General features: G+C 61.7%; 25 protein-coding genes, 1 tRNA gene and 2 pseudogenes. 17 read left to right on the forward strand and 11 right to left on the reverse strand.

Annotated features, from left to right (window positions below):
- Positions 1-156: 156 nt before the first annotated feature.
- Both I1A62_RS33620 and I1A62_RS33625 read left to right on the forward strand, forming a co-directional pair.
- Entirely contained in the window at positions 157-1,503 is a 1,347-nt protein-coding gene (locus I1A62_RS33620) for a lysine N(6)-hydroxylase/L-ornithine N(5)-oxygenase family protein (RefSeq protein ID WP_219456629.1), read from the forward strand.
- A complete protein-coding gene (locus I1A62_RS33625; protein WP_005244517.1) occupies positions 1,500-1,751 on the forward strand; it encodes an MbtH family protein in 252 nt (83 codons plus the stop codon). Before I1A62_RS33620 ends, I1A62_RS33625 begins: the two co-directional genes overlap by 4 nt.
- A gap of 109 nt (positions 1,752-1,860) precedes the next feature.
- Here the strand turns inward: I1A62_RS33625 and I1A62_RS33630 are convergent, their stop codons facing one another.
- Entirely contained in the window at positions 1,861-3,300 is a 1,440-nt protein-coding gene (locus I1A62_RS33630) for a threonine/serine exporter ThrE family protein (RefSeq protein ID WP_124393288.1), read from the reverse strand.
- 1 nt (position 3,301) lies between these two features.
- Positions 3,302-3,682, reverse strand: a complete 381-nt coding sequence (locus tag I1A62_RS33635; protein ID WP_124393289.1) for a nuclear transport factor 2 family protein — start codon at positions 3,680-3,682, stop codon at positions 3,302-3,304.
- 72 nt (positions 3,683-3,754) lie between these two features.
- Between I1A62_RS33635 and I1A62_RS33640 the strand changes: the two genes are divergently transcribed.
- A tRNA-Thr gene (locus I1A62_RS33640) sits at positions 3,755-3,826 on the forward strand.
- Between the two features lie 224 nt (positions 3,827-4,050).
- On the opposite strand, the pseudogene I1A62_RS33645 reads toward I1A62_RS33640, so the two are convergent.
- From I1A62_RS33645 to I1A62_RS33665, 5 genes and pseudogenes are all read right to left on the reverse strand, one after another.
- A pseudogene (locus tag I1A62_RS33645) lies at positions 4,051-4,373 on the reverse strand (3-hydroxyacyl-CoA dehydrogenase); the annotation flags it as partial.
- A gap of 61 nt (positions 4,374-4,434) precedes the next feature.
- Positions 4,435-4,692, reverse strand: a pseudogene (locus I1A62_RS33650) (acetyl-CoA C-acyltransferase); the annotation flags it as partial.
- Positions 4,693-4,696: 4 nt separating this feature from the next.
- On the reverse strand, positions 4,697-4,933 hold the full coding sequence (locus tag I1A62_RS33655) for a hypothetical protein (RefSeq protein WP_257890983.1): 237 nt from the start codon (positions 4,931-4,933) through the stop codon (positions 4,697-4,699).
- Between the two features lie 161 nt (positions 4,934-5,094).
- Positions 5,095-5,871, reverse strand: a complete 777-nt coding sequence (locus I1A62_RS33660) for an SDR family NAD(P)-dependent oxidoreductase (RefSeq protein WP_124393292.1) — start codon at positions 5,869-5,871, stop codon at positions 5,095-5,097.
- A 30-nt stretch (positions 5,872-5,901) separates the two neighbouring features.
- Entirely contained in the window at positions 5,902-7,227 is a 1,326-nt protein-coding gene (locus I1A62_RS33665) for an MFS transporter (RefSeq protein WP_219456631.1), read from the reverse strand.
- A gap of 284 nt (positions 7,228-7,511) precedes the next feature.
- Between I1A62_RS33665 and I1A62_RS33670 the strand changes: the two genes are divergently transcribed.
- The 7 genes from I1A62_RS33670 to I1A62_RS33700 all read left to right on the forward strand — a co-directional run bounded on the left by I1A62_RS33670 (position 7,512) and on the right by I1A62_RS33700 (position 13,839).
- The gene (locus I1A62_RS33670) at positions 7,512-9,467 is read left to right on the forward strand and encodes an NAD(P)/FAD-dependent oxidoreductase (protein ID WP_124393294.1); all 1,956 of its coding nucleotides are present in this window, start codon (positions 7,512-7,514) and stop codon (positions 9,465-9,467) included.
- Positions 9,468-9,535: 68 nt separating this feature from the next.
- On the forward strand, positions 9,536-10,054 hold the full coding sequence (locus I1A62_RS33675; protein WP_124393295.1) for a nuclear transport factor 2 family protein: 519 nt from the start codon (positions 9,536-9,538) through the stop codon (positions 10,052-10,054).
- Positions 10,055-10,114: 60 nt separating this feature from the next.
- Positions 10,115-11,038 carry an NADPH:quinone oxidoreductase family protein gene (locus I1A62_RS33680; protein WP_257890604.1) on the forward strand — a complete coding sequence of 308 codons (924 nt, stop codon included), beginning with the start codon at positions 10,115-10,117 and terminating at the stop codon, positions 11,036-11,038.
- Complete coding sequence (locus tag I1A62_RS33685) at positions 11,039-11,338, forward strand: hypothetical protein (RefSeq protein ID WP_219456635.1); 300 nt, start codon at positions 11,039-11,041, stop codon at positions 11,336-11,338.
- Positions 11,339-11,495: 157 nt separating this feature from the next.
- Positions 11,496-12,005: a nuclear transport factor 2 family protein gene (locus I1A62_RS33690; RefSeq protein ID WP_124393298.1), complete on the forward strand. Its 510-nt coding sequence runs from the start codon at positions 11,496-11,498 to the stop codon at positions 12,003-12,005.
- An 86-nt stretch (positions 12,006-12,091) separates the two neighbouring features.
- The gene (locus tag I1A62_RS33695; protein ID WP_219456637.1) at positions 12,092-12,574 is read left to right on the forward strand and encodes a nuclear transport factor 2 family protein; all 483 of its coding nucleotides are present in this window, start codon (positions 12,092-12,094) and stop codon (positions 12,572-12,574) included.
- 488 nt (positions 12,575-13,062) lie between these two features.
- Positions 13,063-13,839, forward strand: a complete 777-nt coding sequence (locus I1A62_RS33700; protein WP_219456639.1) for an enoyl-CoA hydratase-related protein — start codon at positions 13,063-13,065, stop codon at positions 13,837-13,839.
- An 82-nt stretch (positions 13,840-13,921) separates the two neighbouring features.
- Here the strand turns inward: I1A62_RS33700 and I1A62_RS33705 are convergent, their stop codons facing one another.
- Positions 13,922-14,599 carry a TetR/AcrR family transcriptional regulator gene (locus I1A62_RS33705; protein WP_257890605.1) on the reverse strand — a complete coding sequence of 226 codons (678 nt, stop codon included), beginning with the start codon at positions 14,597-14,599 and terminating at the stop codon, positions 13,922-13,924.
- A 287-nt stretch (positions 14,600-14,886) separates the two neighbouring features.
- Between I1A62_RS33705 and I1A62_RS33710 the strand changes: the two genes are divergently transcribed.
- The 7 genes from I1A62_RS33710 (at position 14,887) to I1A62_RS46650 (ending at position 21,160) form a co-directional block, all read left to right on the forward strand.
- Positions 14,887-16,548, forward strand: a complete 1,662-nt coding sequence (locus I1A62_RS33710) for a class I adenylate-forming enzyme family protein (protein WP_257890606.1) — start codon at positions 14,887-14,889, stop codon at positions 16,546-16,548.
- A gap of 8 nt (positions 16,549-16,556) precedes the next feature.
- Positions 16,557-16,766: a hypothetical protein gene (locus tag I1A62_RS33715; RefSeq protein WP_219456641.1), complete on the forward strand. Its 210-nt coding sequence runs from the start codon at positions 16,557-16,559 to the stop codon at positions 16,764-16,766.
- A gap of 635 nt (positions 16,767-17,401) precedes the next feature.
- Entirely contained in the window at positions 17,402-17,863 is a 462-nt protein-coding gene (locus tag I1A62_RS33720) for a VOC family protein (RefSeq protein WP_124393302.1), read from the forward strand.
- A 68-nt stretch (positions 17,864-17,931) separates the two neighbouring features.
- Positions 17,932-19,056: an LLM class flavin-dependent oxidoreductase gene (locus I1A62_RS33725; RefSeq protein ID WP_219456642.1), complete on the forward strand. Its 1,125-nt coding sequence runs from the start codon at positions 17,932-17,934 to the stop codon at positions 19,054-19,056.
- Positions 19,057-19,111: 55 nt separating this feature from the next.
- A complete protein-coding gene (locus tag I1A62_RS33730) occupies positions 19,112-20,350 on the forward strand; it encodes a cytochrome P450 (protein ID WP_192581927.1) in 1,239 nt (412 codons plus the stop codon).
- 128 nt (positions 20,351-20,478) lie between these two features.
- A complete protein-coding gene (locus tag I1A62_RS46645) occupies positions 20,479-20,676 on the forward strand; it encodes an alcohol dehydrogenase catalytic domain-containing protein (RefSeq protein ID WP_257890984.1) in 198 nt (65 codons plus the stop codon).
- A gap of 64 nt (positions 20,677-20,740) precedes the next feature.
- Positions 20,741-21,160 carry a zinc-binding dehydrogenase gene (locus tag I1A62_RS46650; RefSeq protein WP_257890607.1) on the forward strand — a complete coding sequence of 140 codons (420 nt, stop codon included), beginning with the start codon at positions 20,741-20,743 and terminating at the stop codon, positions 21,158-21,160.
- Positions 21,161-21,483: 323 nt separating this feature from the next.
- Here I1A62_RS46650 and I1A62_RS33740 read toward each other — a convergent pair whose 3' ends face one another.
- The 3 genes from I1A62_RS33740 to I1A62_RS33750 all read right to left on the reverse strand — a co-directional run bounded on the left by I1A62_RS33740 (position 21,484) and on the right by I1A62_RS33750 (position 26,091).
- Positions 21,484-22,650, reverse strand: coding sequence for an LLM class flavin-dependent oxidoreductase (locus I1A62_RS33740; protein ID WP_124393305.1), 1,167 nt, complete (start codon positions 22,648-22,650; stop codon positions 21,484-21,486).
- 314 nt (positions 22,651-22,964) lie between these two features.
- Positions 22,965-24,392, reverse strand: coding sequence for a 3,4-dihydroxy-2-butanone-4-phosphate synthase (locus I1A62_RS33745; RefSeq protein ID WP_124393307.1), 1,428 nt, complete (start codon positions 24,390-24,392; stop codon positions 22,965-22,967).
- 118 nt (positions 24,393-24,510) lie between these two features.
- Complete coding sequence (locus I1A62_RS33750) at positions 24,511-26,091, reverse strand: class I adenylate-forming enzyme family protein (RefSeq protein WP_219456644.1); 1,581 nt, start codon at positions 26,089-26,091, stop codon at positions 24,511-24,513.
- Positions 26,092-26,143: the final 52 nt, after the last annotated feature.

The following is a 26,143-nucleotide window of genomic DNA, read 5'->3' on the forward strand; positions in this document are numbered from 1 at the left end:
GTGATCTAGATCGCAGTTGCGCGGCGGACTTCGCCGCCGTGGGGGCCGGAAGTACTTGGTACTGTGCTCGAAATAAGGATAGGCTTCACTATCTTGCCGGAAGACAGACGGCGGCTGGGTCGGGTGCGGCGCGGCGTCGAGGACGGACAACGAGCTATGAGTGAATCGCCGGAAACGGCCGGTACAGATCTCCCGGTGCGAGATGTCGTGGGTGTCGGATTCGGTCCCGCCAACCTCGCACTGGCCATTGCCATCGAGGAACACAATGCGGAGTGCCCCCCGCGCGAGCGGATCAGCGCGCAGTTCTTCGAGAAGCAGGATCGATTCGGGTGGCATCCCGGGATGCTGCTCGACGGCGCGACCATGCAGATCGCGTTCCCCAAGGACCTGGTGACGTTCCGGAATCCGCGCAGCGGTTTCACGTTCTTCAATTACCTCTTCGATCAGGGTCGCCTCGTCGACTTCGTCAATCACCAGACCTTCTTCCCGACTCGGCACGAGTTCCACGACTACCTGCAGTGGGCGGCACGCCGAGTGGACGCCGACGTGCGGTACGGCACCGCGGTGGAGACGGTATGCGGAATCCGCGGCGACGACGGGGTGATCGACCGCTTCGAGGTCCGAGCCGCCGACGGTAGCGCAGTGATCGCGCGCAACGTCGTGATGGGCGCCGGCCTGCGGGAACGAATCCCCGAGTGGGCCAACCCCTCTACACGGTGCTTCCACAACCATCAATTCCTGTTCCGGCTCGGCGAGATGCCGGCCCCGGTCCACCAGCGGTTCGTCGTCCTCGGGGCGGGCCAGAGCGCCGCCGAGATCGTGCAGTACCTGCACGGTAACTACCCCGAAGCCGAAGTCCACAGCGTCTTCTCGCGTTACGGCTACAGCCCGGCCGACGACAGTCCGTACGCCAACCGCATCTTCGATCCGGAGGCCGTGGACGACCTGCACGGCGCCCCGGAGGAGGAGCGTCTGCGATTGCTGGATGTCCATAGGAGTACTAACTATTCGGTGGTCGACCTCGGGCTCATCAACGAGTTGTACGCGACCGAGTACCAGGAACGCGTGCGCGGGCGACGCCGGCTGTTCATGCGCCGCGCGTCGGAGGTCATTGCCGTCGACGAGACTTCGGACGGAATCGAGGTGGCGGTGCGCAGCGGTGTGGACGGCCTCACCGACACTCTTGCTTGCGACGCACTGATTCTGGCCACGGGTTTCACCCCGGCTCCCCTCGAGCCGCTGCTTGGCGATCTGGCGCCGAAAACCCACCCGCCGCGGGAAGTCGGCCGAGATTATCGATTGGCGGTTTCGCCGGACGTCACAGCGGGAATCTATCTGCAGGGCGGCACGGAGAAAACGCACGGAATCACGTCGTCGCTCCTGTCGAACGTTGCCGTGCGGGCGGGAGAGATCGTTACATCTGTCGTAACAAGGCGTGGCCGCAACGGCACGCTTGCTAGTGTGAACGCACAGGACACGTATGCGACAAGCGAGGCGAGATGAGCACCAATCCATTCGATGACGAAGAAGGCCGCTTCTACGTGCTGGTGAACGACGAGGACCAGCACTCACTGTGGCCCACGTTCTCTGAGGTGCCGGCGGGCTGGCGCGTGGTTTTCGGCGAAGAAAGCCGGGCAGCCTGCCTCGAGTACGTGGAGAAGAACTGGACCGACATGCGGCCGAAGAGCCTGCGTGAGGCCATGGAGGCCGACGAGAAGTCGGGCGGACGGCACAGCGTCGACAAGAGCTGACCTCTCCGGCGCCCGCGTTTCGGCGCCGCCTCGGGCCGGGACGACCGTCCGGTGAGATTCCGGCGGTCGCGCCCGGCCGACGGCCGATAGGCCGTCACCTGAAACTGCCTCAGGCCGCCTTCTGTGTGTGTGCTTCGACCGGCTTCCGCCGCCTCGTTTTGAAAACGGGGCGGCGGATGTCGTCTGTGCGGCGGAGGATGCGCGGCCTCCGCAGGGTCCGGGCGATCCATTCGCCGAGTGTGACGCCGGCCGCGAGCGCGCAACCGATACCGAACGCCGCCAGCAGCGAGCCCAGTCCGATCACGACCTCGTTGTTGAGCAGGGCGTACAGACCCCGATACAGGGACAGACCCGGCAGCAGCGGCGTGATACCCGCCACCACGACGACCAACGGCGGCGTGAGCGCGCGGCGGGCCATCAGACCACCGGCGAAGCCGACCACGGTGGCAGCGAGTGCCGACCCGATGATCGGGCCGATGCCGAACTGGTGCGCCACCATGTACACGAGCGCGCCTGCCGCGCCGCCGAACCACGCAGCCGTCAGGGCCCGCTGCTCGGCGTAACAGGCCAATGCATAGAACATCGACGCGAAAGCGCCCGACATCACCAGCACGGGGAGTTGCACGAGTTCGGTGATCTCGACGTTGACCGGGGGCAGAGTCGAACCCAGCACGCCGGTCAGACGTAACGAGATGGCCACACCGGCGATGATGCCGCCGGTCATCATGACCACTTCGAAGAATCGCGCCGCCGCCGTGATCGGTGCTCCCGTGATGGCGTCCTGCACGGAACCGACCAGCGACAGCCCGGACAACAGCACCACCACACCGGCCGAAATGATCTGCGAGGGTCTGATCTCGACACCCAGCTGATCCTGGAACGTGTAGAGCGTCGCCGCCGGCGTCGCCGCCACCAGACCGCCCGCCACCTGCTGGAAGAAGAACGGCAGACCGATGCGGTTGAGGACGCGGTTGACTCGGTAGATCACCATCGTCGTCAGGAAGGCGACGGACGCGACCAGTACCCCACCACCCATCAACACCGACACCGACGCCGCCATCGACGCCCAGGCGAGCGTCGCGATCCAGCGGTTGTACGGGTGCGGCGCCGTGGTGACCGCGGTCAGGGCCTCGTGCGCCTCGCTGGGCGTGACCGCTTCCCGGCGGATGCGCCGAGTGAGCCGGTCGACCGCCGCGAGCCGGGTGAAGTCCATCGAGCGGTAGTGCACGATCCGCATGGTGCTCGCCGGCGGGAGCGTGGGCCCGCGGTACGCCGACAGCACGATGGAGTTGTACGTGACATCCACATCGCACTGGGCGAGGCCGTACGTGGCGGCGATGAACTGCACCTGCTCGGCGGTGTCCATCGCACCGGTGCCGGACGCGAGAAGCACTTCACCGACTCGCACGGCGAGGTCGAGTACTTCGGCGACGACCGCATCGTCGGTGAGGTCGATCGGCTGCAGCGGTGTGGGTGCAGCGGTGACCGCATCGACCGTTGCGCGACGGTCGCCTGTGAGACGTTGGAGGGATTCTGTGAGCTTGGACATACTACGTGTCGGAGACAAGGTCTTTCTCGGTCAGATCGGTAGCGGAGAGTGCAGACTCGAGTGTCTCGTGGCGGAACGTGGAGATGACCTGATCGTGGACGACACGGAATGCAGAGGCCAGGATACGCGTCTCTGCCGGGTCCGTGGCCCACGTGGCCTGCTGTTCGACCACCAGCACTCCGTCGTAGTAATACATTCGCTTCGGATTCAGCGTGATGCCCGCGGTCGACGCCCATTCCCGCAGCGCCGCGAGGCCTTGAGTGGCACCTTTCGGTCCACCCATCTCGATGTCGTCGCTCGACAGCGACAGCAGAGTGTCGATGTCGCCGGAGTTGAGGGCGTCGTGCCAAGCGAGGACGGTGGCGATCTCCGAGGTACTCATGTCTCCAACGCTATCCAATGTGGGCGGAAGTAGCCGACGTTCCTGCAATGGATATGATGGGCGCGCGTGTCCGCCTCCTTAGCTCAGTGGTAGAGCACTCGCCTTGTAAGCGAGCGGTCGTCAGTTCAATCCTGACAGGGGGCTCATCAAAAGACTCTGACCACGGAGGATGGTCAGAGTCTTTTTTGTTTTCCCTGGTAGGGACCGCTAGTTTCAGGAACGAGTCTGTTTCGTCCATGGGCGTTCACCTGGGGTGTCGCGATCCAGGCGACCTGGGAATTTGCGGGGCGATCGGGAGGAAGGGGCGATCGGGAGGAACCGGGGCTCGGTGTCACAGAATGTGACAACTCGTGGACAACTCAGTGTGGCTGGCCCTCGAATGCGGCGACGGATGCGGTGTTGATGACGACGCGCTGCCCGGACTCGTCGACGGTGTCGGTCTTGGCGATGGCGTCCGCGGCGAGGCACATCACGTTGAACGCGCCGAGGGCTGCTTCGGCGTCTTCTCCGCTGGTGACGTCGGCGGGGATGAGTGTGACCCCGTCGGGAACCTCGTCACCTGCGCGGTCGATGGACTGTGCCAGATCGAGGCCGAACACCGTTACGCCGGCGTCGCCAGCAGCTTGGCCGTCGCTGCCCCAAGGTCCGACGCGCCTCCCGTGACAAGAGTTGCTGTTACCGCAATTTCCATGTGACCGTTTCTCCAATGATTGTTGGTGCAATCGGTCCGGAGTCGACGAAGAGTCAGTGCTTCAGATCAGCGCAGTGCCTTGACCGCCGCCGCCGCACAGTGCGGCAGCGCCGACGCCTCCGTCGCGACGCTTCAGTGAATGGGCCAGCGACAAGGCGAGCGGCGCACCCGACGTTCCGAGGGGTTGGCCCAGCGCGATCGCGCCGCCGTGGATGTTCAGCTTGTCGGCGTCGAGACCGAGTTGCCCGACCGAGGCCAGCGCGACGCCTGCGAACGCCTCGTTGATCTCGACGACGCCGAGGTCGCCGACTTTCGGTTCGCCGTCACCGGCCGTCCTCGGTGGCTGCGGCGGCGAGTTCGTGCGAGCGGGCGGCGAACGCATTCTGGCCTGCGCGGTCGATGCCGGTGCCTTTGACGTGTCGGTCGGTGGCCTCTCCCATCGAGACGTGGTCGAAGGCGCAGATGATGGCGTCGCCGGAATTTATCAGTCGGTCGGCGTCGAAGATGGCCTGTAGTCCGGATAGGAACAGGTTGCCGATCGTGATCGGCGGCGTCCTCAGGTGGACGTCCGCGGCTGCTGCGGCTTGGCGTGCCGGGTTGGGTCCGACGCCTGCTTGTCGTCAGTGCAGAACAAGTACGGTTCGGAATCGACCGGGTTTCTGTGCAGCTGTGGGCCACCACAGAACGCGTGGTGGCCCACAGCTGCGAGTCGACTTGTCGATCAGCGAACTGCTGCGAATCCTCCGTCGACCGGTAGAAGCTGGCCGGTGATGAAGTGCGAGGCGTCGCTGGCAAGGAATACCAGAACCGGTGCCAGATCCTTCTCGGCGTTGCCGAACGTGCCACCGAGCGGGATGTCCTTCCGGAGCTGCTCTTGGTAGGCGGCCAACTCCTCGGGACCCAGGGAGCTCGTGTACTTGTCGAACATCGGTGTGTTGACGTACGGCAGAACAGCATTGACTCGAATGCCGGACGGCCCCCACTCCCGCGCAACGGTGCGGGTCCAGGTGTGCACGGCGCCCTTGGAAGAACCGTAGGTCGAGTTGGACAACTCACCTGTGAAGCCCGACATGGATCCGAAGTTGACGATGGCTCCGGTGCCGGCCGGCTTCATGATGCGGTACGCCGATTGATTGGTATGGATCGTTCCTAGCACGTTGACCCGGTAGATCGCGTCGAACAGATCGTCGGTGATGTCTTCCGCCATCGCGGACCGTTGTAACCCGGCGATGTTCACCAAGACGTCGATACCTCCGAGTTCCTCTGCAGCACTTCGGAACAGGGCCTCGGTTGCGGCACCGTCCGTGATGTCCAAGACGGAGAACGTCACGGTTCCGGGGCCGGCCGCGGTGGCCTCCTCTGCTGTCGCCTTGCCGCCCTCTTCGTTGAGGTCGTACGAGTGAACACGTGCCCCTTCGGCGGCGTACGCCTTGACTGTCGCCGCCCCGATCCCTTGGGCCCCGCCTGTTACCAGGATTCGCTTACCTTCGAGTTGCATTGACACTCTTCCTATTCGATGTGTTGCTGGTCAGAGTTCGAGTTCTTCGCGGTGTTGGTGGAGCTGTGCACCTCTGATGGTGAGCAATGCGATGACACTGATCGCGGCGCATCCAAGCGTGTAGTAGGCAGCCGAAAGAGGGTCGCCGGTAGCCGAGGCCAGCCAGGTGATGATGTAGGGCGCAGTTCCGCCGAAGAGGGCAACGGACAGTGCGTACGTGACAGACACTCCGGTCGCACGATTGCGGGTGCGGAATCGTTCGGACAGGAACGCCGGCATCGGTCCGCCCACGACGCCGATCAGAACTCCGGCGATGACGAGTGCAATGAGACCTCCGCCGAATCCAAGCTTCAGCATGTAGTACAGCGGGTACGACAGGACAACGACGAGTATCGACCCGACGAGCAACACGGGACGTCGCCCGACGCGATCGGACAATGCTCCGAACAGCGGCATCGTCAGACCCGCAGCCAAACCGGTCACGAGCGCCAGGAAGTAGGACCGCTCGAATGACATGTCGAAGCTCGTGGACAAGAATGTCGGCATACCGACCATGAACGTGTTGCCGACGGCGTTGTAGACCACAACGACTCCCAGCGTCGTCAGCAGGTAAGCCAGTGGACGTCTGGCCGCCGTGGTGTCAACGACGTCTGCCGCGCCGTCTTGCTCGACTTTGACTTGCTTGAAGTGGGGTGTCTCGTCGACTTTCATTCGAAGGTAGAAGACGATGATGCCCATCGGTGCGGCCAACAGGAAGCCGATGCGCCATCCCCACGACGACATCGCGTCGTCGGAGAGGAGTACGGCAAGAAGGGTTGCGACGCCGCCGCCGAGCACGAATCCCAGCGTGGTTCCGACGAATGACCAGGAGCCGTAGACGCCGCGCTTGTTGGCCGGCGCCGACTCGACCATCAGCGACACCGCGCCTCCCATCTCGCCACCCGCAGACAGTCCCTGGCCGATTCTGCACAAGGTCAGCAACAGTGGTGCCAGAACGCCGATCGTCTCGTGCGTGGGGAGGAGGCCGATGCACGTCGTCGCGACCGTCATCAAGCCGATGATGAGAGCGAGAACGGGTTTGCGGCCGATGCGGTCGGTCATGCGGCCGAAGACGACGGCGCCGATAGGCCGCAGGAAGAACGCGAGAGCGAACAGCAAGAACGTGGACAAGATCGACGCTGTCGGGTTCTCCGATGGGAAGAACAGCGGCGCAATGATCGGCGCCATGTAGGCGTAGATCGCAAATTCATACCACTCGATGAGGTTGCCGAGCGAACCCGCTACGAGTGCCCGCCTCGACTTCTTCAGATCCAGCACCGTCGCGGTGCCGGGGGTGGAACTTGTCGTGTTCGACATGTTGTGTCCATTCGGGTGTGCGTGGCCGCCCGGGCCGTACGCATCTACGTGAGAGACGGATTGTGACACGTGCCACAACTGTGTCGACGTGCATGTTTCCTGTACTGCGTGCCGGTGTCAACGTTTACGTAGATAATTCGCGGAAAGGATCAACTTTGACGTTGACAACGGCGCGTGATCCCTGTCACGATGGATGGGAACTTATCAACGTTAATGTTGAAAGCCCGATGATATCGGCTTGGAGCGTTACCTCCAGTCGCCACCTTGATGCGAGAGGTACTCGAATGACGACAGTGCAGAGCGATTCCGAGGCCCCGGACGGCGGCGCCGACTTCAATCCGGACCGAATGACCGAGGGCGAGCTACGGACCGCCATCGCGCGGGCCAACGTCCCCACATTGCTGATGGTCGTGTTTCAGACCACCGGCGACGAGAAGTGGCTTTCTGCGCCATACCTCCCGACGCGGGGTAAGGGTCTCGGCGACCACGACTCGGGCGGATTGGACGAAGCGATCCAGGACGAGATTCGAGAGGCAGCAGTACGGGCCATCCTCGATCTGCAGAACGGTGTCCCTCCCGCGATCGAAACGCCGTCGGCCGAGCTCACGGTTCGGATGATGAGTGTCTGCATGGGTGAGCCGGTGGGCGAGGAGTACGGCCCGATGCTGTCGCTCGAGCTGGCTCGACGCGCTGCGCCGGACGCGCCGAGCATTGCCCTCGAACCGGTGACAGCCCCCGAGGGATTCTCGGTGATCGTGATCGGCACCGGAGTCGCCGGAATCGCGGCCGCTCAGCAGCTCGAAGACATGGGAATCGACTACGTCATCCTCGAGAAGCAGCCGGAGGCGGGCGGCAACTGGCTGCAGAACACGTACCCGGGGGCTGGTGTCGATACACCCAGCCATCTCTACTCGTTCTCGTTCGCCAAGAACGACTGGACGACGCACTTCGAGCTGCGGAACGAACTGCAAGGCTACTTTGCCCGGGTACTGAAGGATCTCGGCGCGGGCGAGCGTGTCCGGTACGGCACCGAAGTGAAGTCCGCGACGTATGACGAAGCACGTGCGCAGTGGACAGTTCAGGTGAACAACGCGGACGGATCCAGCTCGACTCTGGTGTCCGACGTCGTCATCAGTGCTGTAGGGGTGCTCAACCGGCCGAAGACTCCGAACGTCCCGGGAATGAACGACTTCAGGGGAGTCAGCTTTCATTCTGCGGAATGGCCGGACAACCTCGATCTCGACGGCAAACGCGTCGCCATCGTCGGTACCGGTGCCAGCTCGATGCAGATCGCGCCGGCCATCGCCGATCAGGTTGCGCACTTGTCGATCTACCAGCGGAGCCCGCAATGGGTGGCGCCGTTCGAGAAGTTCAGAATGCCGATTCCGATGGACCTACGGCACCTGATGCAGTCGGTTCCGATCTACCACAGCTGGTACTGGATTCGGCTGTTCTGGCAGTTCGGCGACAAGGTCATCGAATCGCTCCGCGTCGATCCGGAGTGGGATCATCCCCAGCGTTCTGTGAACGCTCGAAACGACGCACACCGTGAGTACTTCACGCGGTACATCACTTCCCAGGTTGGCGATCGGGCGGATCTGCTCGACAAGGTCATGCCGGACTACCCGCCGTTCGGCAAACGCATCCTCCTCGACAACGGTTGGTACTCGACTCTGCGAAAAGACAACGTGGCCTTGATCGACAGATCGGTCACTGCCGTCCGTCCCGAGGGTCTCGTCGACGATGCCGGTGTCGAGACCGATGTCGACGTCATTGTCTGGGCAACGGGCTTCGAGGCCGCTCGATTCATCAGTTCGATGGAGGTTCGAGGAATCGACGGACTGACCCTTCGAGATGCTTGGAACGACGACGACCCCAAAGCGTATCTAGGTGTGTCGGTTCCGGACTTCCCGAACTTCTTCATGCTCGGTGGCCCGAACTCGTTCCCGGGCAGCGGTAGCTTCATGTTCTTCATGGAGGTCCAGATGCGTTATATCCGGGGGCTTCTCACCGAGATGTTCCGCAACAACATCAAGGCTCTCGATGCGCGCCCCGAGGCCAACAAGGAGTACAACGAACTTGTCGACTCCACCCATGCGCGCACGGTGTGGACCCACCAGGGAATGTCGACGTACTACCGCAATTCATACGGACGAGTGGTGTTCGTGATGCCGTTCCTGAACGTCGAGTACTGGCAGATGACGCGGCGTCCCGACCTGGAGAACTACACCGCCCGCTGACGAGAAGAACAGGTCTGCCCCGGAACGGCGCTGCGTTCTGGGGCAGGGTTGTTCGACAGGAGATTCATATGGAAGAGATCTTGCGTAGGCTCGTGGATCGCAACGAGATTCACGACGTCCTCATGCGGTACTGCCGTGGCGTCGACCGGTGCGACGAGAGTATTCTCAAGTCGGTCTACCACCACGATTCCTACGACGACCACGGATACTGGCGCGGAAATGGTCACGAGTTCGCGTCGTTCGTCGCCAAGCGTCTGATGGCCGCGAACCTGTCCACCACGCATTCCGTGACGAATGTGCTGATCGATATCGACGGTGACAGCGCGCGTTCGGAGAGCCAGGTCATGGTCACACTAGTTCGGCGCGGTGAGCCTACCGTCGTAGATCTGATGGGCGCACGGTATTTGGACAAGCTGACTCGACGAGATGGAGTCTGGCGCATCGCCGAAAGAACTGTAGTTCTGGACTGGCACAAGTGCGAGCAATGGCAGGACGGGGATTCGCCCATGCCGCTCGACGATTTCCGGCGGGGTGGCCGCGGTTCCGATGATCCTCTGTACGACTTCCTCGACTTGAAGGACGACTGACGCATGCGTGCGGTAATCTGCTCGAAGTACGGTCCACCCGAACAGCTCGTCGTCGGTGACATGGATTCGCCCGCTCTGGGTGAGAACGGGATCCGAGTCCGAGTGCACGCTGCCAGTGTCAACTTTCCGGACACGCTCATCATCGAAGGCAAGTATCAACTCCAACCTCCGTTTCCGTTCGTCCCGGGCTTCGAAGTGGCGGGAGAAGTAGTGGAAATTGCACCCTCCGTTCGTAAATTCGCGGTCGGTGACAGGGTCATGGCGTTGACCAGTGCAGGATACGGAGGGTTCGCGGAGGAGGCGATCACGGACGAGGAGTCCACCGAACTCGTCCCGGACGGCATGGACTACCCCACGGCAACAGCATTCTATTCGAGCTACGCCACCAGCTACCACGGGCTCGTGCAGCGAGGCCGGCTGAAGCCAGGAGAAACACTGTTGGTGCTGGGAGCGGCCGGTGGTGTAGGTCTCGCGACGATCGAGATCGGCAAAGCGCTCGGCGCTCGGGTCATTGCTGCTGCAGGAAGTGACGAAAAGCGTTCCGTGGCAAGTGATCACGGTGCTGACGAGGTAGTCGACTACACCAGAGGCGATTTCCGGGAGCAGCTACGCGAACTCACGTGCGGGAAGGGAATAGACGTCTGTCTGGACGGGGTCGGCGGCGATGCGTTCGACCACGTCTCGCGTGCGATGAACTACGGCGGCAGGCTCCTCGTCGTCGGTTTCGCCAGCGGAACCATTCCCAAACTGCCAGTCAATTTGCTTCTTTTGAAGGGCTATTCGGCCGTCGGCGTCTACTGGAACACGTTCGTGCGGCGTGAGCCCGAGCTGAAGTCCGCCAACGCAGACGCGCTCGCGCGGCTGTTCACCACCGGACAACTCCGTCCATTGGTAGCCGAGACATTCGGGATCGAGGACATCGTCGCGGCGCTGACGGCAGTGACCAAGCGTGGCACCGCAGGAAAGCTAGTCGTCACGATGTAGATGAACACCTGGCAGCCGGCTCTCCGGCTGCCAGGTGTTCGTCGATCACCAGGTATCAATGCGTCTTCCGGCGGCATCGGACGAGCGGGCTGGGCGGAGAGTCCCGATCACTGCAGAGAGCCGGGTTCTGATCCACACACGGTCAATCACATCGTCTATCTCGAACCCCGAAGCCGCATTGATGGCTTTGCCCTGCTCCTCACATTCGGTGAGGTGTTTGCGATACACGCGATCGCGCTCCTCCGGATCGTCGATCGACTGCCCGTGTCTTCGCATCTGTCGACGTTTGCGTTGATTTGATCCACGTGGGCGTAGCTTTCTTGAACGGAGTTCCACGCAAGGAGGTTGACATCTGTGGCGCAGCGCACAATGATCGAGCCACACGATCTACACCGACGTTGATCTTGGCGCATGCCGATATCGTGGATGCGTAAGAGCTGGCCCCGGAGGAGTGCACATGACCGACATCGAGACCAGGGTGCGACGGTTGGAGGACCGGGCCGAGCTGCAGGACCTCGCGGTCCGCTACTTCCTGGCATCCGACTTCGACGACTTCGACGTCATCGCGGATGCGTTCGCGTCCGGCGGTACCTTCTCGGCCGGTGGTTTTCCTGGAGCGACCGGTGGGCAGGAAATCGCGGACATGATTCGAGGAGCTCGCGCCAACTTCGGAACCACCATTCACACCCCGCACTACGTTCTAATCGATTTCGTCGACGGCGATCACGCGACCGGATTGGTCGGCGCTCACCTCGAGATCGCGACGGGCGGAACGTCTGTGTACGGTGCGGTTCGTTACGAAGACGAGTATGTCCGGGTCGACGGCAAGTGGCGCTTCGCCTCGCGCAACATGCGAACGATTCACGTCGGGCCATGGGACGAGGTTTCCTCGTCGCTCACGTCGGATCTTCCCGTTCGCTGGCCGGGAGGCGAGCCTACTGCTTCGGATTACGCCGTCAAGGTCTGATTCATTCGTACCTGTCGACGCCGGGTGCGATCTGTCCCTGCAATCTACGAGAACGTTGATTGCGGTCGATCCAGAGAGGGTCGAAAATGACTGCAAAACCTGAGGTCTCGACGCGGGAGCTCGCCGAACTCGTCGAGAAGAGTAAGATCGAGCGCGTTCTGTTCGATTACGCCTACAACCTCGACATGAACCTGCCGGACCAGCTTGCAGAGCTCTTCACCGAGGACTGCTACGTTGCGTACGGCCCCGACTTCGGCGCCGAAGGTCGTGCCGCATATCGCGAGACGCTCGACGGCATCGGAACGTTCTTCACTGCGACCAGCCATCACGTGTCCAACATCGTCGTGGACTTCTCCGAGGACCTGACGACTGCCAAGGTTCGCTCGGTTCTGTACGCATGGCATCGGTACACCAAGGAAGGCAAGGCTGACGGCTACTTCTTCGGTCAGTACCACGACGACTTCGTTCGCGACGAAGAGCACGGCTGGCGCTTCACCCGCCGCGAGTTGCGTGCATCCGGCGTCGTCGACTTCCACGTCAAGAAGCAGATCCCGATCGGGCGGGCATGACGGCGGTAGCCGACGCGGCTGCCGAAACCAGCTGCGAGAAACTGCGCATCGAGCACCCGGGGACCGATCAGCTGGATCGTCCTCGACCGGCCGGACAAGGCGAACTCGCTGTCGAACGAACTGCTCGACGAGATCGGTGAGTCGGCGATTTCGCTCGGCGGTGGTTACATCCCACCACTGTGGGCGACGCTGGTCGGTCCGAAACGTGCAAGAGAGCGGACGTTCGTTCCCGGTAAACTCGAGCGACGGCACCTCCGCTGTCGAGCGGGGGTCGGCCAACCGCGCCGTGGCCGAGGAGGACTTGATCGCGGAGACCGTGGCGCTTGCGGCACGGAGATGAATGCGCTCCTTCATCTGTCTCAGTCGATGGCAGAGGTACGCAAGTTCGTGGCCGAAATTGGGCTCGAGGCTGCGATTCGCCGCATACCGCGAACCCGTAGCACTGCCCGATTCTGCTGACGCAGAACAACAATGAGCGACGATCTGCAGTGAGCGGCGGAATTCTGTTCGACGTCGAAAACCACTTCGCATGTGTGACACTCGATCGCCCGAAGGCGCTGAACTCCATCGATCCCGAGATGGACGCAGCACTCTTCGAGGCATGGAGTGAGATCAACTCGAATCCCGACATCTGGGTCGCCGTAGTCGGTGCCACTGGTGAGAAGGCGTTCTGTGCCGGTGCGAACGTGAGTGGTGGCACCGAAGGCGACGGCCGCAGAATGGCACTCGGTGGCGGTCTCACCGGCGTCGGCGGTCCGTTGCTGACGCTGAGGAAGCCGCTGATCGCCGCAGTGCAGGGCTACTCCATCGGCGGCGCGTTCGAATTGGCCATGTGCGCCGACATCATCGTCGCGTCGGATATCGCGCCGTTCGGCATTCCCGAGACGACGGTCGGGATCATCGGCGAGGCCGGCATCATGCACCGCGCGATCAGGCAGTTGGCGCACCACATCGTGATGGCGATGATCCTCACCGGCGAGCGAATCGACGCCCAGCAGGCCGAGCGCTACGGGCTGGTCAACGAGGTCGTGCCGTTCGAGAAGCTGGCCGAGACGGCAGCGTCGTGGGCAGATCGGATCGCGTCGGGTTCCCCATTAGCGGTTCACGCGGCCAAGGACGCGGTTCTGTCGCGAGCTGGACGGCCGCTCGAGGTCGCTCTCGCCACGCGAGAGGCGCCCATCGAGGCATACGCGAACAGCGTCGACCGGCTCGAAAGCCCGGAAGCCTTCGCCGAGAAGCGTGCCGCGCAGTGGACAGGCCGCTGAGCAGCACCTTCTCGAATAGTCCGCTGGGCGCCCGGATGCGCACTCCCGGGCCCAGCGCACTGTCAACTCGTGACGTCTGCTGTCAGCTCTCGACGCGGGCGCCGTCTAAGAACAGTGTGCAGAAGGCTTCGGTGCTCTGCTTGGCATCCACCTTGCGCATTCCGGGCTTGAGCCACCTGTGCGTCCAGTTGACCATGCCGAACAAAGCCTTCGACATCAGTTGAACAGAGACGTCGCTGCGGAGCGTGCCGTCGTCGACGCCCTGCTGCAGCACCTCGAGGACGATTGTCTCGAAACGCTTGGTCTTGCGAGCCATGTCCTTGCCCCAGGACATGGAGTCGAGTTGCAGCTGCGCCATGTCTTCCTGGATGTACAGGTAGACGAAGGGATAGTTCTTCTCGTACGAGTCCATCTGCTGTTCGACGAGCCGTCGGAGCTTCTCGGGTGCATCCTCGTCGCTGCCGATGATCTCCTCGGCCACAGCGATGTTGTTGTCGAGAACATCGACGAGAATGTCGTGGAACAGCGCCTGGAACAGTTCCTTCTTGCTCGCGAAGTAGTAGTAGATCGACGCGCGGTCGGTGCCGAACCGTTCGGCGATGTCGTTGAGAGTTGCCCCCTCGAAGCCCTTCTCCCGGAAAACCTCGGCAGCAGTCCGGAGCAACTCCTGGCGCTTGGCCTGGTAATTGGGGCTGCTGTCGCTCCGGGCACTGCGACGGCGTCGGCTCATGCCGCTGCTGGCTGCGGTCGAAGTAGGCATTTTCGGATGATACCTCCGTAAGGCCTCGCCCGATCAACGTCGGCGTCGATTACCTGAGTTGCATCCGGAATTCGCTGTCGACCAGATTCTCTCGGAGTGTATGTGTCAACAGTGTGGATCCGGATGCAATTCGCAGCCTGGCAGACCGGCACACGGTCTCCGGAAATCAACTTCAACGTTGACAGTGTGACTCGAGTCGCTTAGCGTGTACTGCACCAAGTCTTCTGCGCGCACGCCGATCCATGTCGCGACCTTTCCTACGAATCGGCTACGAACTTTCGACGACGATGATTGAGGACGAGATGACTGACATCGGCGATTGGTGCACAGTTACCCCACTGGGTGACTTACTGGTTCGAGGTGCGAGCCTGCACCCCGAGCGCGACCTGATCGTGTTCCCCGACGCCCGATACACCTATGCCGAGGTGTACGAACGCGCGGTCGGAATCGCGCGAGGTCTGCTTGCGATGGGCGTGCACTCGGGTGACCATGTCGCACTCCTGGCGCCGAACGGAATCGAATTCGTCGAAGGGTTCTTCGGCTCCGCGTTGATCGGCTCCGTTGTCGTACCGCTCAACGCTCGCCACAAGGCCAAAGAGCTCGGCTACATTGTCGAGAACGCGGATATCACCGCACTGCTGACGGTATCGGGCCCTGACGACTATGTCGATTTCGTCTCCGTGCTACACGAGGCATTGCCCTCGTTGGCGAATGCGGGAAACGGTGATCTCGCCCTCTCCGAGGCGCCGCGCCTACGCCGCGCTCTTCTGCTTCGAGGTGAACGCAGGCCCGGGTTCGGGTCGAGAGAAGACCTCGACACGGCGGCCGTTTCGGTGGACCCATCCGCCGTTCACGAGCTTCGACGGCGGGTGAGCTTGCGCGATATCGCCGCGATTCTCTACACCTCCGGCACGACGGCCAACCCGCGCGGATGCATGCTCAGCCACGAATCGATGACGCGAGGCCCGGTGGAGCGGGCAGCAGGCCGTCTGTCCGATGGTGAACGCCACGTCAGCTGGGCCGGCGGCCCGCTGTTCCACATAGCTGCACTGGCCCCACTGATCGGCGCGATCGGCGCCGGTGGAACATATTTGACGGACACCTTCTTCGAGCCGGGGCGAGCAATCGACTTGATCGAGGCCGAGCGTCCTACATGCATCTGGCCTTGGTTCCCCGGACCCATGCAGATGCTGATGTCTCACCCCAAGTTCGATGCAGGCGCACTCGATTCCGTTCGATACCTCTTTCTCATCGGTCCGCGTGTGCTCATCGAAGAGGCTCAAGGATTGTTCCCGCAGGCCGAACTCATGGCAGCCTGCGGAATGACCGAAACGACAGGTATTTACGCGCTCAGTACGCCCGACGAGACTTTCGAGGACCGCAGTGGAGCTCAGGGGAAAGCAGCCCCAGGGATCGAGATTCGAATCGTCGATCCGTACGACGGCTCGGCACAGCCGGTTGGGGTGCCCGGCGAGATCCTGATCCGCGGATACTGCGTCACGACCGGTTATTACAAGGATCCGGTCAAGACGGCCGAGGCGATCGACTCCAACGGCTGGTTGCGGACCGGCGATCTCTACAGCTGGACCGAGTCCGGATGCCTGGTCTTTCACGGCCGTCTCAAGGACATGCTCAAGGTCGGCGGTGAGAATGTCGCCGCAATCGAGATCGAATCGTTCCTGTGTGAGCATCCCGCGGTCCTCACTGCAGCCGTGATCGGGCGGCCGGACATGAGGTTGGACGAGGTCCCGGTGGCGTTCGTCGAAACTCGCGAAGGGCGGGAGCTCACCGCCGAAGAACTGATCGCATTCTGCGAGGGCAAGATCGGGCGCTACAAGGTGCCACGCGCGGTGTATTTCGTCGAACCGGGAGGGTGGCCGATGTCGGCGACGAAGATCAACAAGCGTGGCCTCAAAGCGCAACTGACGGATCTCGCGAACGCATTGTGAACAGCTGGATGAGCGATTCGGCAGTCGAATTCGGCACGAGTGATGCCATATCCAAGGAACTACTTTCTCTTGCAGCGAATTCCACTCTGGCTCAGCGATACAAGCCAGGCTTTGTTCTGCACGTGAAGAACGCTCTCCATCTCGGAGCCGGCGGACGGGCCGTTCGGGAAACCCTCGACATCGCCGCGGTGGCGCCCGCACATCGCTGCGTCGGCTGACTCCCAAGCCTGTACAAGATTGGCGGATGCCGATCAGTCAATCCGACGTGCGCACGCGCACGTCGGATTCGTCGTCGTGTGCTTGCTCGTGTGTTCGGATATCCGCCCCGTCGGCGTGGACAGCTGGCATGGCTGGATCCCGAACATGCAGCAATACGACTTCGAAGTCGGAGCGGTTTCGTTGGAAGATTCTTCTACGGTGACGTTGATTTCCCGCTGCTGTCTTGGTAGCCTCGACGCCAGCCGAGTGTGACGTACGTCATCTCCGGAAAGGCGGCCATTCGGACTTCCAGGACCAATGCGCACACTCGGATGATCGACAGGCCTCGTTTCCGGCTGCAGGGTGCGAGGTGGGAAACGAAGTGCGTTGGAAGACAGTGTAAATCGATCCACATGCCCGGAAGATCGCCTCTCGCAAGTTCAGTGCAGCGGAAGCCTTGTCGAGGCGACTGGGAACAGCCTTCTCGAGTCGCCGAAAACTAAGCTTTTGACATTGTCCGTGAAATCTTCGGCGAACCCGTCATTCTTCAGCAGCTGAAAGGCGAACTCCGCGCTCATGCAGTGAGTCTCGCGGACACACGTCGTTCTTCGTGGTGTCCGAACGAAAATCCAATCCGTCGACGAAATGAGCAGTGATGCCCACAACCTTCAATCACATAGGTCTGACAGTGACTGATCTGGAAAGATCGACGTCATTCTATCGGCTGCTCGGATTCGATGAACGCGGGCCGATGCGTCTCGAACTGAAGAATCAGGATTGGCTCGCGCCTATCGTGGGTATTCCTGGGGTCGATATGATCGTGTCGTACTTGTCGTTCGGTCCGACGACGCTCGAACTGCTTCAATACGTCAATCCGCAAGGTGGCCAGCGAACTCCACTGGACGTCAACGATTCCGGAAGTGCACATATCGGCTTGGAGGTCGACGACCTGCACGCCGAATACGACAGGCTGGTCGCCGCAGGGGTGGAGTTCAAGAGCCCACCCGTGACCATTCCGTATGGTGACCACGTATTTGGCGGCGTTGTTTCCGTCTACGGATACGACCCCGACGGAAACTGCTTCGAGCTTCAAAGCTTCCCGAAGCCCAGGTCATAGATCCTCAGCTCGGGCGGTTCGTTTGCGCCCAGAACATCGATACACAACACCCTAGGAAGGATCGAGTAATGGATTCAGGCATCTTCCACAATCCATACATGAAACCCGGCCGATCGATGCGCGAGGTCCTGGACTGGTCCGTTCGATTAGCGCAGGTGGCAGACAAGGCGGGCGTCGCCGACTTCATGATCGGGGAGCACGCCACCGAGGGTTGGCAGCCCATTCCGAACCCTGAAATCGTTATCGGGGCCTGTGCTCTGGTGACCGATAACATCAGGTTCGCACCAATGGCTCATATTCTGCCGATGCACCAGCCGGCGTCGCTTGCCATTCAGATCGGCTGGCTGTCGCAGGTGCTCGAGGGACGGTACTTCCTAGGAATTGCGACAGGTGCGTACCCTCGCGATGCCGCGGTCCGCGGTCAGCCGATGGACCTCTCGGAGGCTCGACCACGCATGCTCGAAGCCATCGAGGTCATGGAGAAGGTATGGAAGCGAGAGCCTTTCCATTACGAGGGTGATTTCTACAACGCTGGATATCCGTCGGTGGAGGCTACCGATCCTGATCCGACGCGCGACCTCAATCTCCAATCGGACTTCACGCCCTGGGGCGGTCGGCAGAACCTGGAAATCGCGGTCACGGGAATGAGTGCTAACTCTTCGTCGATGCGATTCGCCGGTCAGCGCGGATACCTACCGATTTCGTTTTACGGTGGCGCAGACAGCGTTCGTTCCCATTGGGATACGTACTCGGCTGCCGCAGTCGAAGCCGGACATGCAGCGGACCGTTCGCGATTCCGTGTGAGTCGCGACATCTTCGTGGCCGATACAGACAAGGAAGCGAAACGCCGCGCGATTGTGGGAGGGCTCGGATATTTCTGGGACCGCTACCTGGTCCCCGTCTACAAACGATACGGACTCCTGCAAGGTTTCATCGACGATTCCGGGACTGACATCACACCGGAGGACGTGACACTCGACTGGCTCGCGGAGCACGTCTGGGTTTGTGGTTCGGCCGACACGGTCACGAGAAAGCTCGAAGAAATGTCGGAGCGCATTGGTGGCTTCGGGACGATAGTTATGAACAGCCACGATTGCATCGATGATCCGGAGCCCTGGTTCGAGTCCACGCAACGTCTCGCACAAGAGGTCGCTCCCCGCATTTCGATGCCGAGTCCGGTGGCTACGTCGTGATCGGACATTCGACTGCCGTAGGAATCGCAAGCACCTCTGCAACCAAGGAGAGACAATGAGCGTCACAACGCCGATTCACAATGATTTGCCACGAAATGTTCCATCCGACCGCGTGGTCGATTTCGACATGTACAACCCGTCGGACATCGGTCTGGGGCTCCAGGAAGTATGGGTCAAGCTGCAAGAGGAGTCGAGTCATGGGTTGGTCTGGACTCCTCGTAACGGTGGCCACTGGATCACTCTGAGCGCCGACCTGCTGGAAGATGTTCATTCGAGACCGCGCACATTCTCGAATCAGATTAATTTTCTCCCCAAATCAGCAGGATCGCTCAATTTTCTGCCGTCAGCTCTCGATCCTCCTGAGCACCGTCCGTATCGTCGCATTCTCAGCGAAGTCCTCGGCCCCGCTGCGGTGCGTTCGCTGGAGCCTGTCGTTCGGGCGACCGCTGAGGAGATCGTCGACGGCCTCAAGCCCCGTGGTCGATGCGATTTCGTGAAAGACTACGCGGAGATCTTGCCGGTTCGAATCTTTTTGGAACTGGTGGATTTACCCCGATCGGATGGCGAGTACCTCAAAGGGATCGCGGATCAGATGACTCGCCCGGATGGTTCGATGACGCTGGCCGAAGCACGTCAGAAGTACTTCGACTACCTGTCGCCGATCGTGGACGAGCGAACCAAGAACCCAGGTGAGGATGTCCTCAGCAAGATTGCTGGAGCATCCATCGACGGGCGGAAGCTGTCCAAGGACGAAGTCCTACGATTCGCCGGGTTGCTTCTGCTTGCAGGACTCGACACAGTCGTGAACTTGCTGAGTTTCATCGTTCAATTCCTGGCAGGCGCACCCGCGGCACGCCGTCATCTCATCGAACACCCAGAGGATCTGGAGCGGAATGCCGAGGAGCTCCTCCGGCGCTTCGGTCCGGTCGCTGACGCACGGCTGGTGACAGAGGACATCGAACTGGACGGTGTGACCGTGCTGGACGGTGACATGGTCGCATTGCCCACGATGCTGTTCGGACTGGACAAGAGCAAGCATCCGTGTCCGATGAACGTCGACTTCACGCGGGAGTCGAGCGAACATTTCACCTTTGGCCATGGCGTTCACCACTGTGCGGGATCACATTTGGCGCGGATGGAGGTGCACTCGACGTTGCGCGCTTTGTTGGCGGAGATCCCGGATTTCGAGATCGTTCCCGGCGAGAAGGTCGAGCACCTGTCGGGCATCGTGGGTGCCGTGCGAAATCTACCCCTTCAATGGACTGCGGCCCCACAGGACGGCCCATCCGCATGAGAGCATGGCAGTTCGTTCAGATCGGCCGGGCGTTGGAGCTCGTCGATCTTCCTGAACCGGTTCCAGGCGAGCGTGATGTGATCGTCGAGGTACAGGCTTCAGGGCTGTGCCATAGTGATGTCGGCTTCATGGACGGCACGATTACATCGTTGTTGGGCAAGAGGCCGATCGTACTGGGTCACGAGATTGTCGGAACAGTGTCGGCTGTAGGGAGCGGGGTCGAGTTGTTTCGGCAGGGAGACAGAGTAGCCGTGCCCGCGACGACAGATGGTCCGTTTATCAGGCGGTCTGCACAGTGGTCGAGGTGCAGCCGGGGTCGAAGGTAGGTTTGATCGGCTTCGGCGGGCTCGGGACGCTGGGGGGCAAATCGCATCGGCTCTGGGTGCGGAGGTGTACGTTGCCGACACCAACAAGGCGGCCCTCGATCGCGCATCGCAAGCAACGGTCGACGGCAGGTCCGATGACATCCGCGCGTTCTCGGATCTCGAGTTCGACGTGGTCATCGACTTCGCCGGCGCGGCGACTACCACCGGCGCTGCCATCGAAGCCGTGCGCGCCGGAGGCCGGGTCGTGCAAGTCGGTCTCGGTGTGGAGAATGCGCTCATCCCCGTGCAGACACTGACGATGAAGGGCATCCAGCTGTTCGGTGCTTCCAATGCTGCGAATACCGAGTGCAGCGGTTTCCTGAATTTGATGGAGTCCGGCAAGGTGTCTACCGAAGTAGAGGAGATCGCGTTCGAGCAAATACCCGAGGGCCTCGAACGAGTTCGGAAAGGTGGCGTCAGCTCCCGACTCGTTGCAGTCTTCTAGATCAGGCTTCCACCGCGGAAATCGAAGTTGTGCAGCAGGATCTGGATGTGGCCGGTGCACAACTTCGATTCCGGCGAGCGAGTCAGACTGCACGCGTACATCGCGGCATCGGCTCGATCGTGAACATCTCGTCGTTCGGGTATCGCTGCCGACACGGTTTCCCGAGCCTCGCGAAGATAGCCGGCAAGTTCGCATCACCGGCGCGGAACATCTCGCCGATGCGGAGACGCTGACCCAGCAATGCCGAAATCGGGGCTGTGTACCGGAATCTCGCATATCCGGGTACACAACCTCGATCTCAGCGGAGAGGGAGACGGCGAATGTCAGCTCACAGCGACCGTTTCCTTGGTGCCCTCGACGTGGATGTGCGGCACGACCTCGGTGGCGAAGAGACGGAGTGACTCGATCCACGGTGCCGGATCATCGAGCGCGTCATGGGTGTTGGGAGCGATCTGGCCGTAGCGGAAGCCACTCAGTTCGAACGTCTTCTCGATCTTTGCAGCGACGGTTTCCGGGCTGCCAACCAGCCAGACGTTGTCAGCAAGGTACTCGAGGTCGACGTCGTCGATGTCGACCTTCTTCTCCGCGTCGTCGATGAAGCCCTGCAGGATGCGGTACTTCTGGTAGACCGGCATGAGGTACTTCTCCCATGCGCGGCCGAGCGGACCGTTGATAGCCTGTTCCTTGGCTTCGGCGTCGGTCTTCGCCACGTAGACGTCACGGGCGACCTTGAAGCGTGCGCCGTCGGGCGTTCCACCCACGGAGCGAACTGCCTCGGAGTAGGTATCCCACTGCGAGCGCAGAAGTGCGGAGCCGCCGTAGAAGGAGATCGGGGTCCAGCCACGCTCGCCCGCAAGCCGGTGCGACGGAGAGTTCTTGCTCAGGCCGGTGACTGCAATCTCCAGACCGTCCGCGCCGCCGTGGGGTGAGTGGTCCGCGGTGAGGTGATACTCCTCGCCTTCCTTGACCTTGAACTCGCCGTGGGACGCGACGCTGCCCGGATCGATCTGCCCGTCCAATCGCGCAGCCTTGTAGTACTTGCCCTCGAACTCGAACGGCTCCTGGCGCCAGACCTTGTCCATGACCTCCAGGCCCTCCATGAGGCGCGGATGCGCCTCGGAGAGGTCGCCGGGCTGGCCACGAAGAACGGCTTCGTTCTCCCACGACCCGGCACCGACACCGAGGAAGTAGCGGTCCTCGAGCAGTTGCGAGGTGTAACCGACCTGGACGGCGAGAGTCGATGGGTTGTGCAGCGGCACGATGTGAGCCATCGGTGCAAAACGCAAGCGCTCTGTCTGCTGTGCGGCCGCGACGATCAGAAGTTCCGGGTTCGGGATGTTCTCCCACGCCTGCATTCCGTGTTCGCCGACCATGAAGTCGCGGTAACCGAACTTGTCGGCGGCCTTCGCAAGCAGCAGCGAGTACTCGAACGTTTCCTTGTCTTTGCGTCCCGGACGCATGTACGGGGTGTGAAAAATTCCGCATTCCATGTCTGGATCTTCCAATCTGTTGTGATTTTCGAGCGTGGTGTGTCGGCAATCGAAAGGCGGTTCTGTTCAGCCTGTGTTCAGGTCATGAAGGCGAGTTGGGCGCCGGAAGAGATTCACGGCGATGCCCGTCTGATCGCGGTGACGACTGATCCCGGCGCCCCGTCCAGAGTAGGGGTGACGATCGTCACTGGCAACTGCAACGTTGATGTTGATTCTGGGGACGTCGCTGGGCTGTCCGATGATCGTGACGCGACATGAATCGAGAGGACCCTTTGCGAATCATAGCTTTTTGTCGCAATTTTCGGAACCGATGCTCACGGTGTCTGCACCAAGCCTCGTGTGCGAACCACATCGGCCGAAAGCGCAGCGATCAGCTCCTCTTTCGATGCGAATGTGGTCTGTCCACGCATCCACTGATCGAGCTGAACTTCGATGGTGGAGCCATAGAGGTCTCCGGAGAAGTCGAGCAGGTGTGCCTCCAGCAGTCGTATGCCGGATCTCCCGTAGAACGTCGGTCGTCTGCCGACCGAAATGGCAGCTACTACAACGGATCCGTCCGGCAGGAGGCAACGACCGGCCCATACTCCATCCGCAACCGAATTGAACTCGTCGAGTTCCACATTGGCCGTTCGGAAACCCAGTTCTCGGCCACGCTGATCACCGCGAACGACCTCGCCGACAACGCGGCGGGGCTCGGGCGCTCCGGTGCTGGACGTGTCGATCGGGCGTCCGCTGATGCTCAATCCGAAGTGCCACATCATAGTGCGGGCCGATGGGGAGAAGTTGCTTGGAATCGATGTGCTGTAACCGCATTCGCGCACAACCTCGACGAGGTCGGCATCGATGTCCGCCGTCAGTGCTTGTCGGTCGTTGTGTCGGACGACGATGACGGTACCGTACCCGTTCTCGGCGATCGTCGCCAACGCATCGGTGGCTATGTCGCGAGACAGGTGCGGAGCGGGATCGATCTCGTTCTCCACTCGGACCAGGGGAGTGGAGATGTGTGGGGGAGTGTCCAGGGAGTAGGTGACGTATTCGACGCCGGTCACATCACTGCGGTAGCCCACGCAATGGACATGGCCGTGCTCGGATTCGCGTGCCAGGCTGAACTGGGTCTGCAGGTGGAGCTCTGTGATGCGACGGTAGGTCGCAACGTCTTCGATGGATACAACAGCCAGTTCGTGAGCGGCCGCGAAGCGCTCGGCCTCCTGCGAGGTCGCGATCTCTGTCGGATCGTCCTCGGATACGAGTGCCGTGAACGTCCCTGCTTGCCGCAAGCCTGCGATCGAAGCCAAGTCGACGGTGGCTTCGGCGGCGCTTCGGCGCTCGAGCACGCCGCCGGCAGCCGTTCGGACGGGGAGTACGTGTCCAGGTCGAGTGAAGGCGTCCGGTGCGCTGGAGCCGTCGGACAGAAGTCGTAGTGTCCGTGCCCTGTCGGCCGCCGAGATTCCCGTGCCGGGGCCCACTGCGTCCACGCTCACCGTGTACTCCGAGCCCGCGTGATCGCGGTCCGCCCCGATCATGCTGGTGAGCTGAAGTCGGTCGCACGTCGTGCTGGTCAGTGCGGCGCACACCAATCCTGACCCGTAACGGACCAGGAATGCCACCGACTCGACTTCCGACTTCTCAGCGGCTACTGCGAGGTGTGCGTCATCGGCCCGGTCGGCGCCGGTGACGACCACCGGCCTTCCGGCGCTCAGGTCCGACAGGGCGCGCTGCACCCGAGTGGTTGGACATTCCATTGCTGGCCTCGATTCTCGGGGAACTATTCGTCCACTGTGACGAGCGTCGCAAAAAAGTTTCAGTGTGTCAACATCAACGTAGACATTGATATGGTGCAGTTCGCGACCTCGTGGTCTTTCACGGCGCTGTATCCAGCTCTCGAGCGATCACGCGCCCGCTCGGTGTGCGAGGAAATGAACTGTGAGTGCGGATCGCGTCGGGAACGCCACGCTTGCCGATCGACTCGCGACACCATGACGCGAAGCCGCTCTCCGTGAATCCTTCGGAGGGGATCACGTGAACGACGATGCGAGCGTCCAATGCCTCGTCTACTTCTGCGCGCACGGCTGCGTCCTCGATGAGCGGGCAGTTCTGCATCAGAAGTTCCAGTTCGTACGACGAAACGTTCTCTCCCGCGCGCCGAATGATGTGCATTCTGCGCCCTACGAAGACGAATCGGCCGTTGCGCTCGCGTTGCATGATGTCTCCCGTGTGAAGCCATCCGTCGGTGTCGAGAGCCGCTGCCGTCGCCGTAGGATTACGCCAGTAACCCCTCATGAGCGTGCGCCCGGGTTCGCCGCGTACGAGCAGCTCTCCCGGCGCACCTGTGTCGACGGCGCGTCCTGTTTCGTCGACCAGTTTCACTGCGTCGATACCGAGCGCCGGCCTGCCGATGGTGCGGCGGTCATCGGCCTCCCATGGCGCGCCCGCGAGAACGATCGACACCGTCTCGGTCTGCCCGTATACCTGACGCATCTCGACCTGCGGTAGGTGTCGATCCCAGAGGGCCCAATCGGCCGAGCTCAACTGCTGGCCGTACTGGATCAAGCGAAGAGCGCCGGGATCGATGGCTCGTCCCTCCTCGGTCGCTCGATGCAGCGCCATGCGCATGGGGGAGGCGACCATCGAACTCACAGTCACGCCGGTGAACCGGGCTACGTCGAAATATCGGCTGGCACTGAACCCCGGAACGATGGAGATGGACGCACCGAGAATCAAAGCCGGCATGTAGCAATACATCTGTGCATTGGTATGGAAGAACGGCGAGCAAGCGTAGAAACGATCGCCGACGCCGTGAGCGCTGTTGCGTACGAGTCTGTTTCCTGCGGTCACATAGTTGCGATGCGTCAACTCGACCAGCTTCGACGGTCCGGATGTGCCGGAGGTCGGTAGCAGAGCCGCGATCTCGTCCGGGCCGACGTCGTAGGGTGTGCGACGCGTCTCGGGCAACCCCGATATCGACGACGACCCTCGCTGCATGGACGGATCTTCGACGACAAACAGCGCTGGATTTCGGGTGGACGACGCGATGGCGCGGCTGATCGCCTGCGCATTCGTAGTCGTTGCGACCACCGCGACTGGATGAGTTGCGTCGATCGCCGAGGTCAGCGACAGGAAGCCTAGATCTGGATCGATCGTGTGAGCTATTGCCCCGTTCGCGGCTACCGCGATCAGTGTCAATATCGCCGCAGGCGAGTTCGGCAAGGCGAGCAGCACGACCTGCTGCTCCGCTACGCCGACTGCACCCAGACGTTGCCGTAGTTCGTATGTCGTCTCGGCTGCGGTCGTCCACCCGATCGTCGTGGACGAGCCTTCGGTGTAAGGCGGTTCGGTGTACATCGCGAAGGCGCTGTCACCGTGCGTGTTCGCCCAGGACATCATCAGCGTCCACAGGGTCTCATTGCCGGTGACGTCGTCGTTCATCGTGACGGAGTTCATTGCACGACAATGACACCGTGCACCCTGTCTGTCAACGTTGGTGTAGATGGTG

The organism is Rhodococcus sp. USK10 (assembly GCF_019378875.1).
Taxonomy (GTDB): domain Bacteria; phylum Actinomycetota; class Actinomycetes; order Mycobacteriales; family Mycobacteriaceae; genus Rhodococcus_F; species Rhodococcus_F pseudokoreensis.